The organism is Paenibacillus sp. FSL R10-2736 (assembly GCF_038000245.1).
Taxonomy (GTDB): Bacteria; Bacillota; Bacilli; order Paenibacillales; family Paenibacillaceae; genus Paenibacillus_AQ; species Paenibacillus_AQ phytohabitans.
On the sequence record NZ_JBBOBN010000002.1, the window covers coordinates 1,201,171 to 1,224,589 of the forward strand.

The following is a 23,419-nucleotide window of genomic DNA, read 5'->3' on the forward strand; positions in this document are numbered from 1 at the left end:
TTGTATATCTAGTTAAAATGAACTATTATTAAAAAATATTAGTTACAATTATTAAAAGATATGAAATGTAATCCAGAGCATGAGGTGATGGGATGAAAGCTGTAATACCCGATTCACTGATGGGAGAAATTCAAGAGCTCCAGGATACGTTCGGTTCTGTCACGAGTCAGGCTATTGTGCTTACGGATCAGGCAGGGAATGTAATAACCCGTCCAACGCTTTACGGAATATTCTATCAGAAAATGTTCAGTTCTTTGCAGGAGACGCAGCGCCCTTTCGAGCCGGCTTTGCTCAGACTGGGCCCCTTATCGCATCCTGCTGTATTGGAAGAATGGGTTCCAGGGCTAAAGTATGTGGTCAGTCCGCTGGTTCCCGAGTATGGACAGACTTATTATTTGTGGTCGGGCCTATACATGGAAGAAGGGACCCGGGAGCTTGTACTGCAGGCGTTTGAGGCCAAAATGAGGATTCACCCCCACTATGATGAGTTACGGACTGAACTGCTTGCCATGCCTGAGCTTAGCCGGGAGCGTATCGGCATAATCAGGGGCAAACTGGCCGTTCTTGGAAACATACTGTCTAAATTACTGGCGGGCGGTGTACTCAAACCCCTGGCGCAGAGAAGCGGCATGGTGGTTTCACAGCTGCTCTCCAATCTGGAAACAGACTTTCTGAAGATTGAGGATGTTTTGCAGCAAATGGCAGGAAGGTTCTCGGATGCCGATTTATATGCTTTTGCCAAAGAGGAAGAGGCAGGCAGGTATAAGGTGAAATATTCCGCCGGCAAAGAAGCGAATCTGTTGATGAATGCCGAGTTCCAGCAGGGGGACGGATTTCTGGGACAAGCTGTTCTCGGCAGGGAGCCCCGGCACTGGCAGGGCGTTGCCAAAGATCCGAGGTCGTTATTCTTCACCCAGCGCGGAATTACGCAGCCGGAGTATTTGTCATGTTATCCGGTTCAGATTCACAGCGGCAAAAAAGCGCTGCTGCTGGCTGTGGGCTTTGGTGAAATCCGCCAGCTACAGGACCACGCCCAGCAGGACCAGATGGTTGCTTCTCTGCTTGGGCTATCCTCACGGGGGGAGAAGCTGCGGCAGCGCGAAACCCTGCGTAATGATGCTACACTGAGGCTTAAAGAGGCCGCGTGCCTGCTGCCGCAGACTACATCATCGCAGGAGCTGGGCATTCAACTGCTCGATATCATTATGGGGATGCCGTTCTATCCTTCATCTGTACTCGTCTACTTTGAGGAGGCAGCGGGAGGCAGCCATCATGCGAAGGGCTGGAGCCCGGAGGCGGCTGCCCAGTATGTCCAGGAGATTGAGGACCGGTATTCGCCGCAAGCCTTTCTCTCCTCTGCTATTATCAACGAGGATGCCGAGGAGCAGGTGCTGCTGGAATGTCCGCTGATTGCCGAGAAGGTATTCAAAGGAATTCTGGCGGTAGGCTTCAGACGCCGCAGTGAAGCAGAGGAATGGCTGACATTCGCCAGCTGCCTGGCCAGTCTGGCCAGCACGTCCATCCGGCTCATCGAGAAGGATAACAGGCTTAATAAGCAGGCGGGGGTGTTCCTCCAGCATACCCGGGATTATCTGGGGAGCACCAATCCTGAGCTGCAGCGCTTGTCACTGGAAGCCTCTTCAATGGCGCATGAGCTTGCCCGCTACACTGGTCTGCCGGAACGGGAAGCGGAACGGATGAGAAACGCCTGTCTGCTGGCTCCGTTCAAACTTGATTTTCTGCAGGGATACGGCTTCTATCAGGAAGAGATAGCTCTGCTGAAGCAGGTGGATCAATTGGCTTCCTTCTATTTCGAGATGGATAAGCCGTCGGTTTCCTTGCCCGCACAGCTGCTGGCACTTGTGCTTCATCATACCGGCAAACATGCGGATAGGGATCAGCTTGCGGAACCGGAGCTGGAATGGCTGGACCCCTCCCGCTACAGTACGGATGATTATATTACCGGGGGGATTGACAGTGAGCCGCAATCAGCCCTTCAATCGTTTCTGCGCAGCCGCTCGGATGCGCAGCCAATGAGGAGAACGGTTTCGGCGGTCAAGCTGCTGAACAGCGCTGCACTGAAGACACCTAAGGAAGAATGGGGAATCTCGCCGCGTGAAGAGGAAGTGCTTGAATTGATCATTCTGGGCAAGACGAATAAGGAAATTGCCAGTGCCTTATTTATCAGCGAGCATACCGTTAAGAATCATCTAAGCCGTATTTTCACCAAAATGAATGTAACGGACCGTTCACAGATCATTGCTCTGGTCTATAAAAGAATACTCGACTCTGAGCGCATCGAGATCTGATCATACGCCGGGTTTAACTGCTTTGCTCCATATGGATATCCATCCCCTTTCGGCTGAAAGGGGGTTTTTTGCGTTTATATGCAGCAGGAGGGCAGGTGCACAATTTTAAAATTTAACAAAATGAAGTTGTCAGAGAGAAAGAGCTGTGTTATATTTTAACTGATAATGATTATCAATATCACATACATAGGGGGATTATTTTGCGACATTCTAATAAAAGTCTGGTGCTTATCGTTTTCACCTTGGCTCTGGCTCTGCTGCTGGCAGCTTGCGGCCAGTCCGCTAATAACTCTGCAAACAATTCCGCTGCAGCAGCTGATGGCTCCGCAGCTTCTCCTGCGGCCTCTTCTACGGCGGCTCCTGCTGCAACAGCTGGCAGTACGGATTCAACCGCTGATGTAGAAATGGTCACTTTCCAAGACAGTGTAGGAGAAGTTCAAGTACCCAAGAATCCGCAGCGAATCGTTGATACCACTGCGTTCTACACGGGTTATTTCCTGGCATTAGGCGTTAAGCCGGTAGGCGCCATGGAGGGGGCAATGGGTAATCCATATCTTGCCGGAATGCTCGATGGCGTGGAGTCGCTCAGCAATGATGTAACACCGGAGAACATCCTTGCCTTAGATCCTGATCTGATTATTGTATACACCGGCACGGAAGGCATCGACAAGCTGAAGGAGATCGCTCCGGTGGTGCAGATTCAATACGGCTCCAAGAACTATAAGGACCAGATGATGGACTTCGGTAAGCTAACGAACAAGAATGATGAAGCCAAAGCCTGGGTAGATCAGTGGGAAGCGAAGATTGCTGAACTGAAGCCGCAGGTACAGGCTGCCGTGGGTGACAGAACTGTATCCATCCTGAATCCATACGCCAAGGGATTGTTTGTATTTGGTCATAACTATGGACGCGGCGGCGAAATTCTGTATGGGGAATTCGGCTTGAAGGCTCCGGCAGAGGCCCAGAAAGAGGCAATTGACAGCGGTACGGGCTGGGCCTCCATCTCTCTGGAGAAGCTCCCGGACTTTGCCGGTGATATTATCTTCACTTGTCCATGGTCAGGGGATACAACAGATCCTAAGATTGTATATGACAATCCGCTTTGGTCAGGCCTGCCTGCGGTCAAAGCAGGCAACGTATTCCAGCTTAACCCGGATGCAGACACTTATAATGATCCGGTGTCCCTGGAGGCACAGCTGGATTTCATCACAACAAGCCTGCTGTCCGTGAAATAATCCATTATTGAAATAATGAAGCTATCTGCAAATCTGCATATAAAAAGCTGCGCCGGTGTCAGATCAATATCTGATACCAGCGCAGCTTTTGTAATATTTAAGCCTGTGTATACAATTATTCTACCGGCAGAGCCGTTTCCGAAGCTGTGGCATCAGCCAGCATCTGGCGGAGCACCGTCTGCAGGATACCGCCGTTGCGGTAGTAATCGATGTCAACGGTGCTGTCGAGCCGGGCAATGACCGGGAAGTCGAACTGGGTTCCGTCTTCGCGTGTGGCGGTGACGGTCAGCTCCTGACCGGGAAGTACGTAGTTGTCGAGACCGGTAATGTCGAAGGTCTCACGTCCGGTCAGGCCCATGCTGCTCCAGCCATGGCCTTCCTGGAACTGCAGCGGCAGTACGCCCATGCCGACGAGATTGCTGCGGTGAATCCGCTCGAAGCTCTCGGCGATGACGGCTTTGACTCCCAGCAGCAGCGTGCCCTTGGCGGCCCAGTCACGCGAGCTGCCGGTACCGTATTCCTTGCCGGCAATGACGATCAGGTTCTGGCCGGCCGACTGGTACAGCATGGATGCGTCATAGATCGACATCACCTCGTCGCTCGGCAGGAAGGTGGTTACCCCGCCTTCTGTTCCCGGAGCAACGGCGTTGCGGATCCGGATGTTGGCGAAGGTACCGCGCATCATCACTTCATGGTTCCCGCGGCGCGAGCCGTAGGAGTTGAAGTCCGCACGTTCTACGCCATGGTTACGCAGATATTCTCCGGCCGGACCGGAGGTGGAGATATTCCCGGCTGGTGAGATATGGTCGGTGGTGACGGAATCGGCCAGCAGCGCCAGAACACGTGAGCTGCGGATATCCTTGATGTCGCCGATACCGTCTGCCAGATGCTCGAAGAATGGCGGATTCTGGATGTAAGTGGAATTATCATCCCATTCATACAATTCGCCTTCCGGTACCGGAATGGAATTCCAGCGCTCATTAGCCGTGAAGACATTCTCATATTTGCTGCGGAACATTTCCGGACTGAGCGAGAGTCCTATAGCTTCGCGGATCTCTGCAGTAGTAGGCCAGATATCGGCCAGGAAGACAGGCTCGCCCTGCGGATCGTAACCCAGCGGCTCCGTCTTCAGGTCAATATTAACGGTACCAGCGAGCGCATAGGCTACCACAAGCGGCGGTGAAGCCAGATAGTTGGCTTTGACCTGGGCATGTACGCGGCCCTCGAAATTACGGTTGCCGGATATAACAGCGGCAACGGTCATATCATGTTCTGTAATGGCCTGGCTGACTTCATCCGGCAGCGGGCCGGAGTTGCCGATACAGGTGGCGCAGCCGTATCCGGCCAGATAGAAGCCCAGCGCTTCCAGCGGCTTCAGGAGATCGGCCTTTTGCAGATATTCCGTAACGACCAGCGATCCGGGCGTCAGGCTGCTTTTGACATAACCGGGTTTGGTCAGTCCGCGTTCCACAGCCTTCTTGGCGAGCAGTCCTGCTCCCAGCATAACGCTTGGGTTGGAGGTATTCGTACAGCTGGTAATGGCGGCAATTACAACAGCTCCTGTGCTGAGCTTGCTGGTGCTGCCGTTCTTGTGCTGCACTTCCACTACTTCGGCAATCTTCTCATCACTGAGGCCGTAGCCGCCCTTGTCGACAGGTGTGCGGATGATTCCTTCAAAGTTCTCTTTCATGTGGGTCAGCTCGACCCGGTCCTGCGGACGTTTCGGTCCGGCCAGGCTGGGCACTACAGAGGCAAGATCCAGCTCGATGATATCGCTGAACTGAGGGTCCGGCGTACTTGCGGTGCGGAACATCCCCTGCGCTTTGTAGTAATCGCCTACAAGCTCAACCAGCTCATCCGGGCGTCCGGTGCTGCGCAGATAGGCCAGCGTCTCGTCGTCTACCGGGAAGAAGCCGATCGTAGCCCCATATTCAGGTGCCATATTGGCTACGGTTGCACGGTCCGCCAGACTGATATTAGCCAGACCAGGACCGTAGAATTCGACAAATTTGCCGACAACGCCTTTCTTGCGCAGCATTTGGGTAACGGTCAGGGCCAGGTCGGTAGCAGTGGCGCCTTCCATCAGACTGCCGGTCAGCTTGAAGCCCACGACATCCGGTGTCACGAAATAAAGCGGCTGTCCGAGCATGCCTGCTTCCGCTTCAATCCCGCCTACACCCCAGCCGACCACGCCAAGGCCGTTAATCATTGTGGTGTGCGAGTCGGTTCCGACCAGGGAATCCGGGTATACGACCGTTTCGCCGTCAATAGTCTTGGTAGTGGCTACAGAAGCCAGATACTCCAGGTTAACCTGATGCACAATCCCTGTTGCCGGGGGAACTGCGCGGAAGTTGTTAAAGGCAGTCTGCGCCCAGCGCAGGAAGCGGTAGCGCTCCTCGTTACGCTCGAATTCAATGTTCATATTATATTCCAGTGCGTCGGCAGTTCCGAAGGCATCGACCATAACCGAGTGGTCAATAACCAGGTCAACCGGCACAAGCGGATTAATCTTCTTAGGGTCGCCGCCGGCTTTCTTGACGGTGTCGCGCATAGCGGCAAGATCAACGACTACCGGTACGCCGGTGAAGTCCTGCAATACAATCCGGGCCGGGATGAAAGGGATTTCTTTATTACGGTCGATGCCGCCGGACCAGCCGGCCAGCTGCTTCACATGCTCTTCTGTAATCGCCCGTCCGTCATACTGGCGGACAGCAGCTTCAAGTAATACCTTAATGGAGAATGGCAGGGATGAAATGTCGCCCGCGCCTTGTTCTTCCAGCGAGTTCAAGTGATAGTAGCGATAAGTTTTGCCGCCTGATTCCAGGTTCTTAGCCAGTGAGAAATGGTCCTTGCTTGGCATATATGCGCCTCCTCGTTTCATCTGGTGAAACTACATTTCATAATTCCTATACTCTAAGTATAACGGTTGCAAAGAGGGGAGTAAAGTTTTTTTTCCTTCTTCATGGAAGGTTTGTAAGAGGTTGAAACTGCGGTAAATTAAGCGAAAATGCCGTTTATTCAGAAATTTATATGCTACATGCTGCAAAGCCGTTTCTTCATATTTCCAGCCATGCCTGGAGCGGATGGTCTCCCGGATTCAATTGTAGTTAAATCGTTCCCGTCCTGTATAGCGGCAGGCAATCCTTCATATACATAGGACTACATAGGACAGCAGCCAAAATGGCAAAGGGAAACGGCAGGCGCCCTTCAAAAGGACAGCACAGCTTCAGCGAGAAATAGAAGGATAATTTATAGTGCCGGAGCCTATAAATTCTTATATTTGAACGAAAGGGCGGAGAATGAATGGAGCAGCAGTGGAAGAAAAGTCTCTATGTCTATGTGGATCAGCTGAACAAGGGGCGGGTTGCACCTGGAATTGAACCGCGCCAAACCACAATCAAGGATCCGCGGTTCCTGGACGAACAGCGAATACGCTTCCGCCGTATTGCGCAGTGGTACAGCCGGCGGGGGATCACTCCGCTGCGCGGGGAAACAGGCGTCAGGACGCTGCGTACCGTGCGGCAGAATCCCGCCGAGGTGGTCGCCGATGTGGCGCTGCACAGCGCATTCTATTATGAGAAGGGCGGAATGACGCACCGCGAGGATGTGATTGAGTCCGAGCGGCTGACCTTTGTGCGGAAGGGTGGAGACTGGGAGATAGTCAACGTGGAGCGCAGTGTTCCCGAGCGGAATGCTGTGCGCAAAGTGGTGGAGACTGAGCCTGCCCTGCGGCTGTCGCAGTGGGGGGAGGTGCTGCCTGCACCACGGCCGTCCCAGCCGCTGCTGAACCGCAGGGTCCTGCGCGGAGTGAGCAGCGCAAGAGAGGTCCGCTACCACCGTGAAGAGGCGGCGGCATATGCCGACCGCTGGTGGAAGGACGGCAATCCGGAGTTCGAGATTTTCGAGGTGGACTGCACCAATTATGTCTCCCAATGTCTCTTTGCAGGGGGAGCACCTATCAACTATACTGGTAAAAGAGAAACGGGCTGGTGGTACAAGGGCTACAATGGAGCACAGGAATGGTGGAGCTTCAGCTGGGCGGTCTCGGACAGTCTGCAGCGTTATTTGAGCGGCAGCCGCAGCAGCGGTCTGCGCGCTGAAGTTGTCGAGCGGCCGGAGCAGCTGATGTTAGGCGATGTGATCCAATACGACTGGGACGGCAACGGACATTACCAGCACAGCACGATTGTTACCGCCTTTGATGCGGGAGGCATGCCGCTGGTGAACGCCCGGACAGTCAGCAGCCGCCACCGCTTCTGGGATTACAAGGATTCCTACGCCTGGACGGACCGCACGGCCTACCGTTTTTTTCATATTAATGACTACTTATAATTCAGAAAGAGGTTAGGGCATGGGGAACGCTAAATTGACCGTAGGACTGGTGTACGGCGGCAAATCCGGAGAGCATGAGGTATCGCTCCAGACGGCTTATGCGGTTATGAACGCTTTTGACTACGATAAATATGAAATTATTCCGTTCTACATTTCCAAACAGGGAGTGTGGAAGGTAGGGGCAGCCCTGGAGGCTCCATTCAGCGGAATTGAAGAGCTTAAGCTGTCCGGAGCTTCCGGTGATATGGGGATGGCCCTGAACGCGTTGTTCAGCGGACTCGGCGGCGGAGATTCCATTGTGGATGTGATGTTCCCGCTGCTGCATGGCACGAACGGGGAAGACGGTACCATCCAGGGGCTGTTCGAAATGGCGAATATTCCGTACATTGGCGCAGGTGTGCTGGCTTCATCGGCAGGTATGGATAAGGTTGTCATGAAGAAGCTGTTCGGCGAGGCAGGGCTCGAGCAATGTGAATATTGTTATTTCAATGCTGCTAACTGGAAAAGCAAAAGCCATGAGCTGATCGTTGGTGTAGAGGATAAGCTGGGGTATCCGGTATTCGTGAAACCGGCCAACCTTGGCTCCAGCGTAGGCATCTCCAAAGCAGCCGACAAAGAAGGTCTGATCAAGGCTGTTGATTACGCCTTCCGTTATGATACCAAGGTCATCATCGAGGAATTCATCGATGCCCGTGAGGTAGAAGTTGCCGTACTTGGCAATGAAGAGCCAGAAGCCTCAGTTCCGGGTGAAATCGTCTCTTCCGGCGAATATTATGATTATGCGGCCAAATACACGGACGGCAAATCGCAGATGCTGATCCCGGCACCTGTCGATCCCGAGGTGGCAGACCGCCTGCGCGAATCGGCACTGCTGGCTTTCAAGGCCATTGAGGGCAGCGGCATTACCCGGGCAGATTTCTTCCTGCGGAAGTCTGACGGCAAAATTCTCATTAATGAAGTGAATACAATGCCCGGCTTCACCCCGTTCAGCATGTATCCTCTGCTGTGGCGCGAGACCGGCGTGTCCTACCAGGTGCTGCTGGACCGGATGATCGGGCTGGCGCTGGAGCGGTACCAGTTCAGACAAGGGCTTAAGTACGATAACGAATAACATATGGTGATCGGCGGGAGCATTCCGGCCGGGAAGGAGAGAGAAGCATGGGGTTTCAATCAGAATTCAATTCAGTGTGCAAATTCAAGAATGAACAGGAGCTATATGAGCTGCTGGAGTACGGACGAACCAAAATGGTGAAGCAGGGCTTCCGTGTATACCCGACCGGCCAGAAGGTCATCGCCTACAATCCGGAGAATGTTGCTGTAGCGATCGTCAAAATTTCTGCTTCCATTGCTGAAATCAACTTCCAGGGCAATGAGGTTACAGCTGTGGAGATGGATCTGGTACGCAAGCTGAATGAGGAAGAGTCGCGGGTACAGACGGCCCTTGCCTACGAAATGTTCTTCGGAGAAGAAGGATGATTGTCCGCTTCGGCTATGTCGCCATGTCTACTGTCATCCCGGACTGCTCACCCTCTAAGACAATGACTATGGCAAGCTTTAACAAGCTGGGCGACCGGGAAGCCGGATTGCGTAAGCTGGAATCAATCGCACGGATCAATCTGCATAATACACTCCGCCTGCTGAAGCATAATGCAGGCTCGGATATTATGGTCTACCGCCTGACCTCCAAGCTGATTCCGCTGGCGACCCATCCTGATCTGGCGGATTGGCATCCGCTGTCCGCACTGGCGGAGGAGTTCGCTGAGGTGGGCACTTATGTGAAGAAGCACGGCATGCGGGTCAGCTTTCATCCGGACCATTTCACGGTTCTGAGCACTCCGCGTCCCGAGGTGCTCGCAAGCTCGATCCGCGACCTGCAGCATCATGCCGATATGCTTGAGGCCATGGGGCTGCCGGCAACCGCCAAGAGCAATATCCACATTGGCGGTGCTTATGGGGACAAGCCTCTGTCTGCGGCGCGTTTCTGTGAGCAATGCTCCGCGCTTCCGCTTGCACTCCGGGAACGGATGACGCTGGAGAATGACGACAAGACGTTCAATGCGGTGGAGACACTGGAGGTTAGCCGGAGCCTCGGACTGCCGATGGTGCTGGATATCCATCATCAATGGGTCAACAACGAAGGCGAGCTTCCCTGGGAGCTGTGGCCGGAGATCCAGAAGACATGGACAAGCAGTCTGGCCCGGAAGGATGTCCTGCCCGGGGAAGTACTGCCACCGAAGATTCATGTCTCCAGCCCGCGCAGCCCGTCCGATCCGCGGAGCCATGCCGACGGTGTGGAGCCGGCTCCGCTGTTTGCTTTTCTGAAGCGGATCGCCGCAGATACCCCGGCAGTGGATGTCATGATCGAAGCGAAGCTCAAGGACGGAGCCTTGTTTGGCCTGATGGAGGCCATGAAGGAGCTTGCACAGGGCGGGAACGGAATTACGGTACTAAACGGAGCCAGCGTGAATATACAAGCATAACAGGCAACAAACAAGGGGATTAGGCCTTATTACGGTGCCAGTATTAACTTGATAAGTGGGCGGAAATAGGGTACGTTGAATGAAAGTTGAGCAGCAATTTGACGTCCTGCGCGTAACAGCGTTCCATGGGAGAACGATCATGCTCAAAGAAAGCGGAGTGAAGAGATGAGTCCTGTAAGTCCTGATAACCGAAATGAACGGGAACCCTATGTAGTTACAAGCAAGGGACATACGGCGGCGGCAATTAATGCTGCAGCCAAAGCGGGGGAATGGATCAAGAGCAGACAAGGCCAGGTGAAGGAGCTGGGCAGCAAGACATCCGCCCAGGATCTGGTTACAGAGGTCGATAAAGGTGTGGAGCAAATGATCCGCCGGCTGATCCTGACCCATTATCCCGACCATGCCATCCTTGGGGAGGAAGGCGTTCAGCCGGGAGCGGACGCGCTGACTGCCGCCCTGGATGAAGCGCGGGAGCATGAGTATTTGTGGATCGTTGATCCTATTGACGGGACTACCAATTTCGTACACGGCTTTCCTTTCTACTGTGTCTCAATAGCCCTCGTCGTTAAGGGGGAGCTGACAGTCGGTGTTATTTATGATCCGATCCGTGACGAAATGTTCGTTGCCGAGAAGGGCAAGGGTGCGTATATGCACGGGATTCCTACCGCCGTGTCAGCGGAGACGGAGCCTGGAAGCAGTCTGATTGCCATGGGCTTTCCGCCGGACCGGGTATTCGCCCAGCCTGCCAATATGGCCGGACTGCAGCAGATTCTGCCGCAGGTGCGCGGCGTTCGCGCCGGCGGCTCGGCAGCGCTGCACCTGGCGTATGTTGCGGCAGGCCGGGTGGACGGCTACTGGGAAGTGGGCCTGAGTCCGTGGGACTGTGCGGCAGGCGTGCTGCTGGTGCTGGAATCCGGCGGGAAAGTCACTGATACCCAGGGCAATCCCTACGATATCAGTACACGCCATGTGGTGGCGAGTAATGGACGGATACATGATTATCTGGTGAACTCCCTGCAGGCAGCTGATGCCACGGGATTCAAGAAGCAGTAAGGAGGCGGCATTGCCATGAGTGACAATGATGATCTGGAGCGCAGACTGAGTGAGCTTCTGGAGGATGGCGAGATGGAGCCGGATGACCGGCAGGCCAAGGAAATCCGCCAGATTTCGCCCAAGTATGAGATCCGGATACAGACTACGCTTGATCCTATAGTTGAAGAAACGCGCCGATACCGCAAAATCGCTTACGAATTGGACAGCCGGTATGATAAATATGTGCAGCGTTCTGAACAAATCAGCGGCCCGTATAGCGCGGGCGGCCATAAGAATTCTACAGAATCCGGCAGCGGAGAGCAGTAAGCCGCAGCGGGCCTCAGGAGCGGTTTTCCGAACAATCGGGAAACCGCTCTTTTGCGCAGCGTGGCTGGGTGTTAGAATGGAATTATACTAATTTAGGGGGAATACGATGCTGAAGACATGGAGAAGATTCATATCAGCCGGAACTAGCGGGCTGCTGCTGTTCGCTGTATTAATTAATGTGCATGCAGGCCCTGCCGGTGCCGCTGCAGCAGCCGTTACGCCGGACTCGGAGCAGGATGTCTTTCGCATCGTGGCACTTGGAGATTCCATTACTGCCGGATATGAGCCGGGGATGACTGATTCCAGTGTGAAGCCGTACGGATATGCCGAGAGATTACTGGAGCAGGGCTGGTATCACGGCAGAAGCACGTTAAGCAATTACGGTATATTAGGTCTGAAGACATCCGGATTGCTTCAGTATACCGCATCCATCAAAGACGGCATCGCAACTACGGCAGAGGCAATCCAGCCGGGGCTGCCTGATCCGCGCATCGCCCAGTTTGCCGCTATGACGCCGCAGATTAGAACGGAGCTTGCTGCAGCGGATTTGATTACGCTCACTATAGGCGGTAATGATGTCAGCAGTCTGTTTCTGAATGTTAAGACACTAACGGAGGCTGACTTCACAGCCCAGCTTGCGGAACGCCTCGCGGCGTACAGCAGCAATGTGAAATCGGCACTGGACAATATCCGGGCCGTGAATCCCTTGGCAACGATTCTGCTGGCCGATCAATATCAGCCTGCTCCCAGAATTGCCCTGGGTGCTTCGTATGACAAGCTGATGAGTGCCGCTGCACAGTTTACAGTAGCCGCCGAGAATATTGCAGCTACCCTGAACCAGGCGGGAGCACCTGTAAAGGTAGCCCATGTAGCCGCCAAGTTTGCCGGTGTAGAGGGATCGCTCACCCATATTATCGGGGCTGGAGCGGCAGACTTCCATCCGACGCAGCTGGGCTATGAACGGATCGCCACGGTGTTCGCAGAGCTGCAGTGGGGGGAATACCTTAATCCGGCAGCTGCAGTGATGACTTCAGCCTCCGCACCGATGTCAATTGTAGTGAATGGGACCACGCTTAACACTCCCAATAAGCCCATTCTGAAGAATGGACAGAATTTCCTGGCGCTGAAGGACATTCTGAATGCGGTAGGCGCAACTGGTAAATGGGATAACAAAACCTCCAGCGCGACGATTATTTACGGCGGAAGAACCGTGGTAATTACGATTGGTTCGAAGACGATTAAGGTGAACGGAACGGATGTAGCGATTGATACCCCGGCATTCCTGCAAAAGGTCGGCAAAGAGGATAAAACGTACCTGCCGCTCGCCGCGCTCGCTACCGGGCTTGGCTTCGATGTGAATTACAGCAGCAAGCTGCGGACAGCTTTCATTAATCCATAATCCAGCATAATATATCAATATTGCATAATAAAATCAGGCCCGTAAGGCAAAGGTGGATGAACGCAGTTGTCTAGTACAAAATATAATGCCGGATATATAATCACGATGGATGATATCGTGCGTGAAGGGGATCCCGTACTCCGTGCGGTAGCAGAACCCGTGCAGCTGCCGTTGCAGGAGGAAGACCGCGAGGCGCTGAAGTGTATGATGCAGTTCCTGAAGAACAGCCAGGATGCCGAAATGTCTGCCAAACATAAGCTCCGTTCAGGGGTAGGCTTATCCGCCAATCAGGTGGGGCTGAAGAAGCGGATGTTCGTGATGTGCCTGAAGGACGATAACGGCAAGAATGTAGAGTATACCTGGGTGAACCCCAAGATCATCAGCCATTCTCTGGCGATGGTGTATTTACCGGAGAGCGAAGGCTGCCTGTCCGTGGACCGGCCTGTACACGGCTTTGTGCCGCGGTATGAAACCGTGAAGGTTCGGGGATTTGATCTGAACGGTCAGGTGATTACCCAGAAATTCAAGGGTTATCAGGCGATCGTGATTCAGCATGAGATGGATCATCTGGACGGGATCATGTTCTATGACCGGATCAATCAGCAGAATCCGTTCAAGCTTCCGCAGGATGTGGAAATCCGCAGCCTGTATGAACAGAAGAGCAAGGGGTAATGATGGATATTCAAGGATTGCCGCTAACCCTTCTATATACAGGATTGGCGCTAGTCATTGCGCTGGTTTTTGTCTACAGGATTAGAAAAGGTACATTCCACAAGCACATCATGGCGGAAGCGGCCATCGTTGTAAGTTATGTGGTTGTCGCTATTGCGGGAGGCAGTATGCCGCTCGCTGTAAGGCTGGTGACTCCGCTCGCGGTTGCTGCGCTGTTCATATATGGACAGCGCAAGAGCGGCGGGAGCTGATCATTTCAATCTGAAATCGGGAGTGAAGCGGTTTGGAGTGGAACAGAATAGCCATAAGAGGCTTGCAGAATGTATACAACGATGAAGCGAAGCAGATTGATGAGCAGATTCTAAGATTAGTACAGCAGAGGAAGTCGGTCGCGGAAGGGAAACAGCTGTTTCCGGATCCGGAGATGATACAGCAATGGTCTGCTGAACTGGGGCTGGAGCTTTCTGAAATATCGCTTGTACTGGGCAGCTTGAATGAATCGGTGCCCAGACGCCACTTTTGGGAAGAGCCGGGTGAATTGCGCGGAGTGCTTCCGATCATGAAGACAACACGGGATGGGGATTTCGAATATGCTCTCACTCATTCTATGCAATATGAGAACCTGAGTATTCTTTCGGTTGAGATCAAGTGCCTGACAGCGGCCGTAGAAAGCGTCAGCATCGAAGCCCCTCTTACACTCGCAATTCTGGGAGAGGCTGAATATGAGGTGCAGATGCATGGTGGCCGTGGCGGCGGTGCCCAGGTAGAGATGCGGTTTTTAATTTGGCCCCCGCTCCCGGAAGCGCTGGATTCCATTGAATTCTCACTGGTCCCTGACGGCAGAGGACTTAGACGTCCGCGCCATAAGGTAGTCACTCTGGACAAGCAGATTGATTTCTAAGGAAGCTGCACGGTATATTGGGTGTGAAAAGAGGCTGGCCCCATTGGGGCCAGCCTCTTTATCTAGAGTTTCTTACAGCTGTTGCTGCTCCGCTGCCATGGCCGCGAACGAGGCCTCTGCTGCCTCCAGCGTAATATCGATGTCGGCGTCCGTATGGGCAGTGGTCAGGAACCACGCTTCATATTTGGAAGGCGCCAGATTAATGCCGCGGTTCAGCATATGGCGGAAGAAGCTGGCGAACATTTCACCGTCGGTATCCTGCGCTTCATCGTAATTGGTAATCGGATGGTTGCAGAAATGCGTAGAGAATGCACCGCGTATCCGGTTGATGGTCAGTGGAATGCCGTGCCGTCCGGCAGATTCCTGCAGCCCTGCGGTCAGGCGGATAGCGAGCCGTTCCATCTCGTCATAGACACCCTCGGCACTCAGCACCTCAAGGCAGGCAATCCCTGCCGAGATCGAGGCTGGGTTGCCAGCCATCGTTCCGGCCTGATATGCCGGACCCAGCGGAGCGACCTGCTCCATGACATGCTTACGTCCGCCGTAAGCGCCGATAGGCAGCCCGCCGCCGATGATTTTGCCCAGCGCGGTCAGATCGGGAATGATATCCTCATGGCCCGCAAGACCTGCATAGGTCTGGGTGGAGCCGTAATGGAAACGGAACGCGGTGATGACCTCATCGTAAATGACAAGTGAGCCGTTCTCATGCGTCAGCTTGCACAGGCCTTCGAGGAAACCGGGATGCGGCATAACCATGCCGAAGTTGCCGACAATCGGCTCGACCATAACGGCGGCCACATCTTCGCCCCACTGCTTAAGCGCCGCGCGTAGCCCGTCCAGATCATTGAAGGGTACAGTGATGACTTCCTGGGCGATGCTGGCCGGAACGCCTGCACTGTCCGGGATGCCCAGCGTAGACGGTCCAGAGCCTGCAGCTACAAGCACCAGGTCGGAGTGGCCATGGTAACAGCCGGCGAACTTGATGATCTTGCTGCGCTTCGTGTAGGCACGGGCCACGCGGATGGTCGTCATAACGGCTTCTGTACCAGAGTTGACGAAACGTACCTTGTCCATGGAGGGGATAGCTTCCTTCAGCATTTTGGCCAGCCTGATTTCAAGCTGGGTTGGTGTGCCATAGAGCAGCCCATTCTGTGCAGCCTGTGTAATGGCAGCGGTGATATGCGGGTGGGCATGTCCGGTAATGATCGGGCCATAGGCGGCCAGATAATCAATATATTCATTGCCGTCCTCGTCCCAGAAGCGGGAGCCTCCGGCGCGTTTCATGAATACGGGAGCACCGCCGCCTACGGCCTTGAAGGAACGGGAGGGGCTGTTGACGCCTCCGACGATATGCTGCAGAGCTTCCTGGTATAAATGTTCTGATGTGCTGCGGTTCATGGAATAACATCCTTTCGTATGCCGGAGGCGCAAGGGAAAGGGCGAACTGGCGGTGTATCCCGCTGTCCGCCCGCCCCTGTGTGCCAAGCATGGTTATATTGTATTCTAGTTAGATCCCGGTGTAGCGGAAGGGCTGCTGCCCGGGGAAGCCTCTGCCTCAGGAGTCGGAGTAGGATCAGGCGCAGTGACTGTATCCTGCACGAACTGCTTCAGATCTTCATCACTGGTGAAGCCGATGACCTGGGAGCCATCCTTGGTGGTTTTCTCTCTGATCAGCTCCATCGGCGGGATTTGCGCACTGCCGCCCATGGAGCTGTCATAGCCGACGCTCCCCAGCTTCCACATATCACTTAAGGTAAGATTGGTATCAATATAAGGCGTAACCTCTGACAGAATCGTGGGCAGCTTAATAATAGAAGTGGTACTGATCACCTTGTCCGCCACGGCCTTGAGGAATCCGCGCTGACGTTCCGTCCGGGTGAAATCGGAAGTGGCGTCATGGCGGAAGCGCACGTACTGCAGCGCCATATTGCCATCCAGGTGCTGGAAGCCTTTTTTGAGATCAATATCGAACTCAGGCCCGTCCGCTTTGGAAGTATAGTGCATGTCTTTCTCAACCTCATAGTCGACACCGCCAACGGCATCTACAAGCTTCATGAAGCCCTGGAAATCGGTATACACATAATATTGAATCGGGATGCCGAGCAGGTCACTTACCGTCTGCATCGCCGTATTGGGTCCATAGGTAATTGCAGCATTGATCCGCTGTGTCCCGTGGTCAGGGATAGGGATATAAGTATCGCGAAGAATGGAGAAGACATAGAATTTTTTCTTGACCGGGTCTAATGAGGCAACCAGCATGGTATCGGAACGTGGAACCTCGCCTTTCTTCACCCCGCGCGCATCGACACCCATAAGCAGGATGTTCACAGGCTCTGTACCTTCCCATTCGGGGGGCTGAACAGTTTCCGCCGAGGCTGTTGGTACATTGACAAACGGAGAATCTTCACCTGTCTTGTGCAGGTTGTCGAGCTGGTTGTAGATTGCAGTGAAATAATAAACCAGACCTCCGATAATTAGAAGGAGTATGATTGCCAGAGTCCAGAGCAATGTCTTCTTTTTTGATTTGCCGGCTTTTGCGTGCCGGTTCTTTCTTGGCGGCATTTCGTTCTTCCTTTCCGGTTCACATTCTCTACATTATAATTTCTTTTGGGAATACACGCAATTTCCGAATCATCAGCCATATCCATAAGGAGTGAACATTAAATGAATATCAAGCTTGGACAAGCGGTTCCGGACTTCACGCTCCCCGCTTCCACAGGGCAGGAAATCAGCTTAAGCCAGTATCGCGGCAGGAAAGTCCTGCTCTACTTCTATCCCAAGAATATGACACCCGCCTGCACGCAGGAAGCCTGCGATTTCCGTGATGCCCATGACAGGGTTACAGCCCATGGAGCGGTTCTGCTGGGAATCAGCCCCGATAATCTCGCCTCACACGGCAAATTTATCGCGAAGAACGGTTTGCCATTTCCCCTGCTGTCCGATGAGGAGCATAAGGTAAGCGAATTATTCGGAGTATGGCAGCTGAAGAAGCTCTACGGCAAAGAATTTATGGGCATTGTCCGCTCCACCTTCCTGATTGACGAAGGAGGAATTCTGATCGCGGAATGGAGAAAAGTCCGGGTCAAGGGCCATGTGGAGGCAGCATTAGAACAAATCGTGAAATAACTAAGTATGCTAGGAGTTAATTGTATTTGTCTGTTACTTTTTTAACAGCTTTGGTCAGCCTCTCTCATGATATAGTTGCCTCATATTACTTCAAATTTGGAGCAAGGCATGGGGGATGGCATGAAAATACTGCGTATTGGGCTTGACGTCGGATCAACTACGGCCAAATTGGTTGTTATGGAACGGGATACAATTATTTATCAAGATTATGTGCGTCATTTCAGCGATATAAAAAAAGCAGCGCTATCTCTCCTGTCCGATGTACAGGACCGGTTCCCGGATAGCGAAGCAGCACTCACTGTAAGCGGCTCCTCCGGTTTATCATTATCCAAACTGGGGGAGATTCCTTTTGTCCAGGAGGTCATAGCCTGCACCAAGGCGATCAGCGAACGGATTCCGCAATGTGATACAGCGATTGAGCTTGGCGGTGAAGATGCCAAGATTATCTATCTAAGCGGCGGCATTGAGCAGCGGATGAATACCGCCTGTGCTGGCGGTACCGGAGCGTTCATCGATCAGATGGCCTCGCTGCTGCAGACCGATCCCGGCGGGCTCAATGAGCTTGCAGTGAAGCATGAACGGATCTATCCAATCGCTTCACGCTGCGGGGTATTTGCCAAGAGTGATGTGCAGCCGCTGCTTAATGAAGGGGCACGCCGCGAGGATGTGGCGGCCTCCATCTTCCAGAGCATTGTGAACCAGACGATCAGCGGACTTGCCTGCGGACGGCCGATCCGCGGCCGTGTGGCTTTTCTGGGCGGACCGCTGACGTTCTTGTCTGCACTCCGCGACCGTTTTGCGGATACGCTGGGACTTAAGGAAGGCGACATACTGTTCCCGGAGCATTCACAATATTTTGTAGCGATCGGTTCGGCGCTTGCGCAGTCGGATCCCCTGTTCCTGCCGCTGTCTAGCTGGATCTCGCGGATTGCTTCCGTGGACTTCTCGCTGGACCGTGCGGAGGATGCCGAGCTGGCACCGCTGTTTGAGACTCCGGATGATTTGGCGCAGTTCAGACTCCGCCACGGCCAAGCGACAGCACCGCGTTCCGAGCTATCCGCCTATCGCGGACCTATTTATCTCGGCATTGATGCCGGCTCTACAACGACAAAGCTGGTGATTACCGGGTCGGCGGATGAGATTCTATACACTTCCTATGGAAGCAATAAAGGCAATCCGCTGCAGTCTGTTACGGATGCGCTGAAGGAAATCTACCGGATTCTGCCGGAGGGCTGCTACATCGCCGGAGCTTATGCTACCGGTTACGGCGAGGGATTGGTCAAGGCCGCACTGCGGACAGACGGCGGCGAAGTGGAGACGGTAGCGCATTATAAAGCGGCCTCCAAATTCATGCCGGAAGTAGACTTTATCCTCGATATCGGCGGCCAGGATATGAAGTGCATCAAGATCCGCGGCGGCGCCATCGACAGCCTGATGCTGAATGAAGCCTGCTCGGCAGGCTGCGGCTCCTTCCTGGAGAGCTTCGCTTCCGCGCTTGAGCTTGGCATTGAGGAGTTCGCGCAATCGGCGCTCGAATCCGTCAAGCCAGTGAATCTCGGTTCCCGCTGCACTGTGTTTATGAATTCCAAGGTGAAGCAGGTACAGAAGGAAGGCGCGTCTCTGGCGGATCTCTCGGCCGGACTTGCCTATTCAGTTATCAAGAATGCCCTGCAAAAGGTAATCAAAATCCGCAATCCTGAGGATTTGGGCCGCAACATTATTGTTCAGGGCGGCACTTTCTACAATGAAGCCGTACTGCGGGCCTTCGAGCAGCTGACCGGGAGAACCGTGGTCAGACCTGATATTGCCGGCGTTATGGGCGCCTACGGCTGTGCGCTGATTGCCAAAGAACAGGCTGGCCCGGAAGGGATTAGCACTATTCTGGGACCTGAAGAGCTGGAGACATTCCAATACTCAGTCTCTCCCGGCCGCTGCAGCCGCTGTGCCAATAACTGCGCGCTGACCATCAGCCGCTTCCCGGACAAGAGCTTCCACGTGACCGGGAACCGCTGCGAGCGCGGGGCAGGCGGCAAGAAAGAGAAGAATACGCTGCCGAATCTGATGCAGTATAAATATGAACGTTTCTTCGACTATGAGGGATTGCCTGAAGAAGCGGCGGTACGGGGCACGGTCGGAATTCCACGGACGATGAATATGTTCGAGAATTATCCGTTCTGGCATACCTTCTTCACCTCTCTGCGCTACCGGACTGTACTGTCGCCGAAGTCCACCAAGAAGCTGTATGAGAGCGGAATGGATACCATTCCGTCGGAATCCATCTGTTATCCGGCCAAAATGGCTCACGGGCATGTGCAGAGTCTGATCGGCAAAGGCGTCGACTTCATCTTCTATCCTGCGGTTGTCTTTGAGAAGAAGGAGGATGAAGCCGCCCAGAATCATTTCAATTGCCCGGTGGTTGCCTCTTATCCAGAGGTAATCCGCAACAATATGGATGGGTTGAAGGAGCAGGGGGTTCCTCTAGTCAGTCCGTTCCTGACCTTCGATGATATTCCGGCGCTGACGCGGGTGCTGGTGAAGACCTTTGCCGATATTCCCAAGGAGGAGATCGCTGCAGCTGTACAGGCGGGACTTGCGGAAGCCGATCAGGCGAAGAATGATGTGCGTACGAAGGGTGAAGAAACGCTGGTCTTCCTTACGGAGACAGGGACGAAGGGGATTCTGCTCTGCGGACATCCGTACCACGCTGATCCGGAGATCAACCACGGTATTGCCGATATGATCACCGGCATGGGTCTTGCGGTGCTGACCGAGGATTCGGTCTGCCATCTGGACCACAGTGAAGGAGACGTAGGCGTAGTCAACCAATGGACCTACCATGCGCGGATGTACCGTGCGGCCCGGCTGGCTGCGGGAAGAAACGATCTGGAGCTTGTCCAGCTGACTTCCTTTGGCTGTGGTATTGATGCGATCACCTGCGATGCCGTTCAGGAGATTATGGAACGTCACAATAAGGTCTATACGCTGATTAAGATTGATGAGATCAGCAATCTGGGGGCCGCACGTATCCGTCTGCGTTCCCTGCTGGCAGCTATGCGTGAGCGGGAGCAGGGTGATGTGCAGCCTCAGCTGCTGTACAAGACGCAGGCGAATGTGCCATTCACGAAGGAAATGAAGGAAACCTATACCATTCTGGCTCCGCAGATGTCACCAATCCATTTCGAGCTGTTTGAACGGGTGTTCAATGACACGGGCTATCGTCTGAAGATCCTGGAATCAACCGGACCGCAGGAGACCGAGGAAGGTCTAAGGTACGTGAACAATGATGCCTGTTATCCGGCGATTGTAACCATCGGGCAGATGCTGTCCGCGCTGAAGAGCGGGGAATACGATCCGGACCGGACTGCCGTAATAATGTCACAGACCGGCGGCGGCTGCCGGGCGACCAATTACATCTCCCTGCTGCGTAAGGCACTGAAGGATTCGAATCTGGGGCAGATTCCGGTTATTTCACTGAATGCATCCGGCATGGAGAATCAGCCGGGCTTCCGGATCAGCCTGAAGCTGGCGAACCGCCTGATTGCTGCGGCCTGCTACGGTGATCTGATGATGCGTCTCCTGCACCGCTTCAGACCGTATGAGACCGTTCCGGGAAGCGCCGGGGCCTTATTCCGCAGCGGTATGGAGCGCTGCAAAAAAAGTCTGTCGAACTTCTCGTTCCGTGAGTACAAGCGGCTGTGCCGTGAGATCGTCGCTGAGTTCTCACGGCTTGCGGTTAACCCGGCAGTGAAGCCGAAGGTGGGCATTGTCGGTGAAATACTGATCAAATTCCATCCGGACGCCAATAACCGCATTATCGATATGATTGAGGCAGAAGGCGGAGAGGCTGTAATGCCGGATTTCCTGGACTTCATTTTCTATTGTGTCTATAATCCGATCTACAAAGCCGAGCAATTCGGCAAAAGCAAACGGCTGGGATATATTAATCCCATGCTGATCTCGTATCTAGAGATTTACCGCAAGCCGGTCAAAGTGGCGCTGGAGCAAGCCGGACTGGCCAAAGGCCGGGAGAATATTTATGGGCTGGCCGAGAAAGCAAGCCGTCTGGTCTCTGTAGGCAACCAGATGGGCGAAGGCTGGTTCCTGACAGCGGAGATGATGGATCTGCTCGATAATGGCGTGAACAATATCGCCTGTATTCAGCCATTTGCCTGCCTGCCGAATCATATTACCGGCCGGGGCATGATTAAAGGACTGAAGGAGCTGTATCCGGGCGCGAATATCGTTGCCATCGACTATGATGCCGGGGTCAGTGTCGTGAACCAGGCTAACCGGATCAAGCTGATGATGTCAATTGCCAGCGGGCTTGCGAGCTGCAAACAACCGTCAGCAGAGGAAATCGCACGGCTGCAGCCTACTTTAACTGGCACTGTGGGCTGCGGGATATAAGTTCAGTGATGCTGTAAGCCCTGCATATGCCAAAGAGCGGACCGGATTAATCTCCGGCCCGCTCTTTTTCGATTCCTGCCCATAATACAACAATTCCCTCCTTCAATCGGCCCAAAACCAGAATTGTTGTATAAAAGGCAGCATTTCACCTTTTTCAAGCAGCTCAGCAGGATTATTCTTGCATTTCATACAACAATCCTCCCGATCACCCTGCAATCCATGAATCAAGGTTGCGAAACGTACAACATTTATGTCTACAGAGCTTCCTAAGAAGTCTCCATTCTGCCGCTAAAGAATCAAGTGTAAGGCATTGACGTATTCCGCCAGTCCGCAGCGACTGACCGTAATTTGAATGGTTGTTGCCTTAAGTGCGGTTAATATAGCTCACTTCTGCAGCTTCTGCTTCACGCGCATCGCTTTGTTAAGATGGACGAAATTATGCCGTGTGGCAGGCATCAGCACCAGTCCGGCAAGGGTCTTGCCGCCCCAGTAATCGAGTAGCCACTGCTCGGTTTCCAGGACGGCTTTTTCCTCCAGCACCCTGCTGAACTGCGCCGGAGTGGCTTTGCGCCCGAATTGCCCCGGCTGCACAGCGGGAATGATGGAGCGTGTTCTGATTGCTACAGCACGCCGGTATGCCGCTAATGCCCCGATATTCACCTCTGCACTGAATGCAGCCACTTCCTGATCACTCATTCCATTACCGGAGTGGATGAAAGGGGTCTGCAGGCTCTCTGCATAGTGTTCTGAATGAAGCACCTGCGCACGGTCTGCACCAAGGATGTTCATGGTGATGTCCTCGATCCGCGCGCTGTGCCATATATGCCAGACTATAGAATTACGGCTGCCGGGCGTATGAACAGGATAGCTGCGCAAAGTAGACTCTAACAGATTGTTCCATAAGGAATCCTCGAAACTAGGCTGTTCCCCGCTGCTTATGTCTGCAGCATACAGGGCTGAATGCAGCCTCAGGAATAAAGCGGCAGCTTCAGCATGCGCTTCAGGCTTTACGATGATCCCCGACAAAAGCTTATGGTCCCCGCTCCAGCTCTTACGTTGTTGCTCCAGACTCATTTGTTTTTCCCGCTTTCCGTGTAATTCATATTTTGGACCCGGGAAGTCCACAATAAACGCAAACTTTTGCCGGTGGCATCCCGGTAGGAGTGAAAGAATAATTACTTTTTCAGAAAATTTCTGCA

The 23,419-nt window shown here is 53.7% G+C and carries 18 protein-coding genes; 14 read left to right on the top strand and 4 right to left on the bottom strand.

The features are described 5' to 3' along the window. Nucleotides 1-92: 92 nt before the first annotated feature. Together NSQ73_RS33390 and NSQ73_RS33395 are read left to right on the top strand one after the other, a co-directional pair. The gene (locus tag NSQ73_RS33390; protein WP_340990454.1) at nt 93-2,309 is read left to right on the top strand and encodes a helix-turn-helix transcriptional regulator; all 2,217 of its coding nucleotides are present in this window, start codon (nt 93-95) and stop codon (nt 2,307-2,309) included. 200 nt (nt 2,310-2,509) lie between these two features. Then, complete coding sequence (locus NSQ73_RS33395; protein WP_340990455.1) at nt 2,510-3,544, top strand: ABC transporter substrate-binding protein; 1,035 nt, start codon at nt 2,510-2,512, stop codon at nt 3,542-3,544. A 115-nt stretch (nt 3,545-3,659) separates the two neighbouring features. On the opposite strand, the gene acnA is transcribed toward NSQ73_RS33395, so the two are convergent. Continuing rightward, nucleotides 3,660-6,404: an aconitate hydratase AcnA gene (gene acnA, locus NSQ73_RS33400; RefSeq protein ID WP_340990457.1), complete on the bottom strand. Its 2,745-nt coding sequence runs from the start codon at nt 6,402-6,404 to the stop codon at nt 3,660-3,662. Between the two features lie 443 nt (nt 6,405-6,847). Here acnA and NSQ73_RS33405 point away from each other — a divergent pair, with 443 nt between their 5' ends. The 10 genes from NSQ73_RS33405 (at nt 6,848) to NSQ73_RS33450 (ending at nt 14,687) form a co-directional block, all read left to right on the top strand. Continuing rightward, nucleotides 6,848-7,876 carry an amidase domain-containing protein gene (locus NSQ73_RS33405; protein ID WP_340990459.1) on the top strand — a complete coding sequence of 343 codons (1,029 nt, stop codon included), beginning with the start codon at nt 6,848-6,850 and terminating at the stop codon, nt 7,874-7,876. A 19-nt stretch (nt 7,877-7,895) separates the two neighbouring features. After that, on the top strand, nt 7,896-8,987 hold the full coding sequence (locus tag NSQ73_RS33410) for a D-alanine--D-alanine ligase (RefSeq protein WP_340990460.1): 1,092 nt from the start codon (nt 7,896-7,898) through the stop codon (nt 8,985-8,987). 47 nt (nt 8,988-9,034) lie between these two features. Continuing rightward, nucleotides 9,035-9,352: a hypothetical protein gene (locus NSQ73_RS33415; RefSeq protein WP_039308646.1), complete on the top strand. Its 318-nt coding sequence runs from the start codon at nt 9,035-9,037 to the stop codon at nt 9,350-9,352. Next, nucleotides 9,349-10,356, top strand: a complete 1,008-nt coding sequence (gene uvsE, locus NSQ73_RS33420; RefSeq protein ID WP_076246268.1) for a UV DNA damage repair endonuclease UvsE — start codon at nt 9,349-9,351, stop codon at nt 10,354-10,356. The genes NSQ73_RS33415 and uvsE overlap by 4 nt, the downstream gene beginning before the upstream one ends. 165 nt (nt 10,357-10,521) lie before the next feature. Beyond that, nucleotides 10,522-11,409 carry an inositol monophosphatase family protein gene (locus NSQ73_RS33425; protein WP_336101134.1) on the top strand — a complete coding sequence of 296 codons (888 nt, stop codon included), beginning with the start codon at nt 10,522-10,524 and terminating at the stop codon, nt 11,407-11,409. A 15-nt stretch (nt 11,410-11,424) separates the two neighbouring features. Beyond that, nucleotides 11,425-11,715: a hypothetical protein gene (locus NSQ73_RS33430; RefSeq protein ID WP_340990461.1), complete on the top strand. Its 291-nt coding sequence runs from the start codon at nt 11,425-11,427 to the stop codon at nt 11,713-11,715. Nucleotides 11,716-11,821: 106 nt separating this feature from the next. After that, nucleotides 11,822-13,114: a stalk domain-containing protein gene (locus tag NSQ73_RS33435; protein ID WP_340990463.1), complete on the top strand. Its 1,293-nt coding sequence runs from the start codon at nt 11,822-11,824 to the stop codon at nt 13,112-13,114. A gap of 105 nt (nt 13,115-13,219) precedes the next feature. Then, the gene (gene def / locus NSQ73_RS33440; RefSeq protein WP_042140716.1) at nt 13,220-13,786 is read left to right on the top strand and encodes a peptide deformylase; all 567 of its coding nucleotides are present in this window, start codon (nt 13,220-13,222) and stop codon (nt 13,784-13,786) included. After that, the gene (locus NSQ73_RS33445; RefSeq protein WP_340990464.1) at nt 13,786-14,037 is read left to right on the top strand and encodes a hypothetical protein; all 252 of its coding nucleotides are present in this window, start codon (nt 13,786-13,788) and stop codon (nt 14,035-14,037) included. Before def ends, NSQ73_RS33445 begins: the two co-directional genes overlap by 1 nt. Before the next feature lie 32 nt (nt 14,038-14,069). Then, complete coding sequence (locus tag NSQ73_RS33450; protein WP_340990466.1) at nt 14,070-14,687, top strand: hypothetical protein; 618 nt, start codon at nt 14,070-14,072, stop codon at nt 14,685-14,687. A gap of 72 nt (nt 14,688-14,759) precedes the next feature. On the opposite strand, the gene NSQ73_RS33455 is transcribed toward NSQ73_RS33450, so the two are convergent. Both NSQ73_RS33455 and NSQ73_RS33460 read right to left on the bottom strand, forming a co-directional pair. Further along, the gene (locus NSQ73_RS33455; RefSeq protein ID WP_340990468.1) at nt 14,760-16,085 is read right to left on the bottom strand and encodes a glutamate-1-semialdehyde 2,1-aminomutase; all 1,326 of its coding nucleotides are present in this window, start codon (nt 16,083-16,085) and stop codon (nt 14,760-14,762) included. Between the two features lie 105 nt (nt 16,086-16,190). Then, a complete protein-coding gene (locus NSQ73_RS33460) occupies nt 16,191-17,249 on the bottom strand; it encodes an LCP family protein (protein ID WP_340990469.1) in 1,059 nt (352 codons plus the stop codon). Between the two features lie 102 nt (nt 17,250-17,351). Here NSQ73_RS33460 and bcp point away from each other — a divergent pair, with 102 nt between their 5' ends. Beyond that, a complete protein-coding gene (gene bcp, locus NSQ73_RS33465; RefSeq protein WP_340990470.1) occupies nt 17,352-17,813 on the top strand; it encodes a thioredoxin-dependent thiol peroxidase in 462 nt (153 codons plus the stop codon). Between the two features lie 120 nt (nt 17,814-17,933). After that, nucleotides 17,934-22,220 carry an acyl-CoA dehydratase activase-related protein gene (locus NSQ73_RS33470; protein WP_340990472.1) on the top strand — a complete coding sequence of 1,429 codons (4,287 nt, stop codon included), beginning with the start codon at nt 17,934-17,936 and terminating at the stop codon, nt 22,218-22,220. 384 nt (nt 22,221-22,604) lie between these two features. Here the strand turns inward: NSQ73_RS33470 and NSQ73_RS33475 are convergent, their stop codons facing one another. After that, nucleotides 22,605-23,294, bottom strand: a complete 690-nt coding sequence (locus NSQ73_RS33475; protein WP_340990473.1) for a DinB family protein — start codon at nt 23,292-23,294, stop codon at nt 22,605-22,607. Nucleotides 23,295-23,419 lie beyond the last annotated feature (125 nt).

Bases quoted from the DNA above. Each gene is read 5' to 3' on its own strand.
- bcp (WP_340990470.1), top strand. From the start codon at position 17,352: ATGAATATCAAGCTTGGACAAGCGGTTCCGGACTTCACGCTCCCCGCT.
- NSQ73_RS33445 (WP_340990464.1), top strand. From the start codon at position 13,786: ATGATGGATATTCAAGGATTGCCGCTAACCCTTCTATATACAGGATTG.
- def (WP_042140716.1), top strand. From the start codon at position 13,220: ATGGATGATATCGTGCGTGAAGGGGATCCCGTACTCCGTGCGGTAGCA.
- NSQ73_RS33410 (WP_340990460.1), top strand. From the start codon at position 7,896: ATGGGGAACGCTAAATTGACCGTAGGACTGGTGTACGGCGGCAAATCC.
- NSQ73_RS33405 (WP_340990459.1), top strand. From the start codon at position 6,848: ATGGAGCAGCAGTGGAAGAAAAGTCTCTATGTCTATGTGGATCAGCTG.
- NSQ73_RS33390 (WP_340990454.1), top strand. From the start codon at position 93: ATGAAAGCTGTAATACCCGATTCACTGATGGGAGAAATTCAAGAGCTC.
- NSQ73_RS33425 (WP_336101134.1), top strand. From the start codon at position 10,522: ATGAGTCCTGTAAGTCCTGATAACCGAAATGAACGGGAACCCTATGTA.
- acnA (WP_340990457.1), bottom strand. From the start codon at position 6,404: ATGCCAAGCAAGGACCATTTCTCACTGGCTAAGAACCTGGAATCAGGC.
- NSQ73_RS33460 (WP_340990469.1), bottom strand. From the start codon at position 17,249: ATGCCGCCAAGAAAGAACCGGCACGCAAAAGCCGGCAAATCAAAAAAG.
- NSQ73_RS33430 (WP_340990461.1), top strand. From the start codon at position 11,425: ATGAGTGACAATGATGATCTGGAGCGCAGACTGAGTGAGCTTCTGGAG.
- NSQ73_RS33455 (WP_340990468.1), bottom strand. From the start codon at position 16,085: ATGAACCGCAGCACATCAGAACATTTATACCAGGAAGCTCTGCAGCAT.
- uvsE (WP_076246268.1), top strand. From the start codon at position 9,349: ATGATTGTCCGCTTCGGCTATGTCGCCATGTCTACTGTCATCCCGGAC.
- NSQ73_RS33470 (WP_340990472.1), top strand. From the start codon at position 17,934: ATGAAAATACTGCGTATTGGGCTTGACGTCGGATCAACTACGGCCAAA.
- NSQ73_RS33435 (WP_340990463.1), top strand. From the start codon at position 11,822: ATGCTGAAGACATGGAGAAGATTCATATCAGCCGGAACTAGCGGGCTG.
- NSQ73_RS33415 (WP_039308646.1), top strand. From the start codon at position 9,035: ATGGGGTTTCAATCAGAATTCAATTCAGTGTGCAAATTCAAGAATGAA.
- NSQ73_RS33475 (WP_340990473.1), bottom strand. From the start codon at position 23,294: ATGAGTCTGGAGCAACAACGTAAGAGCTGGAGCGGGGACCATAAGCTT.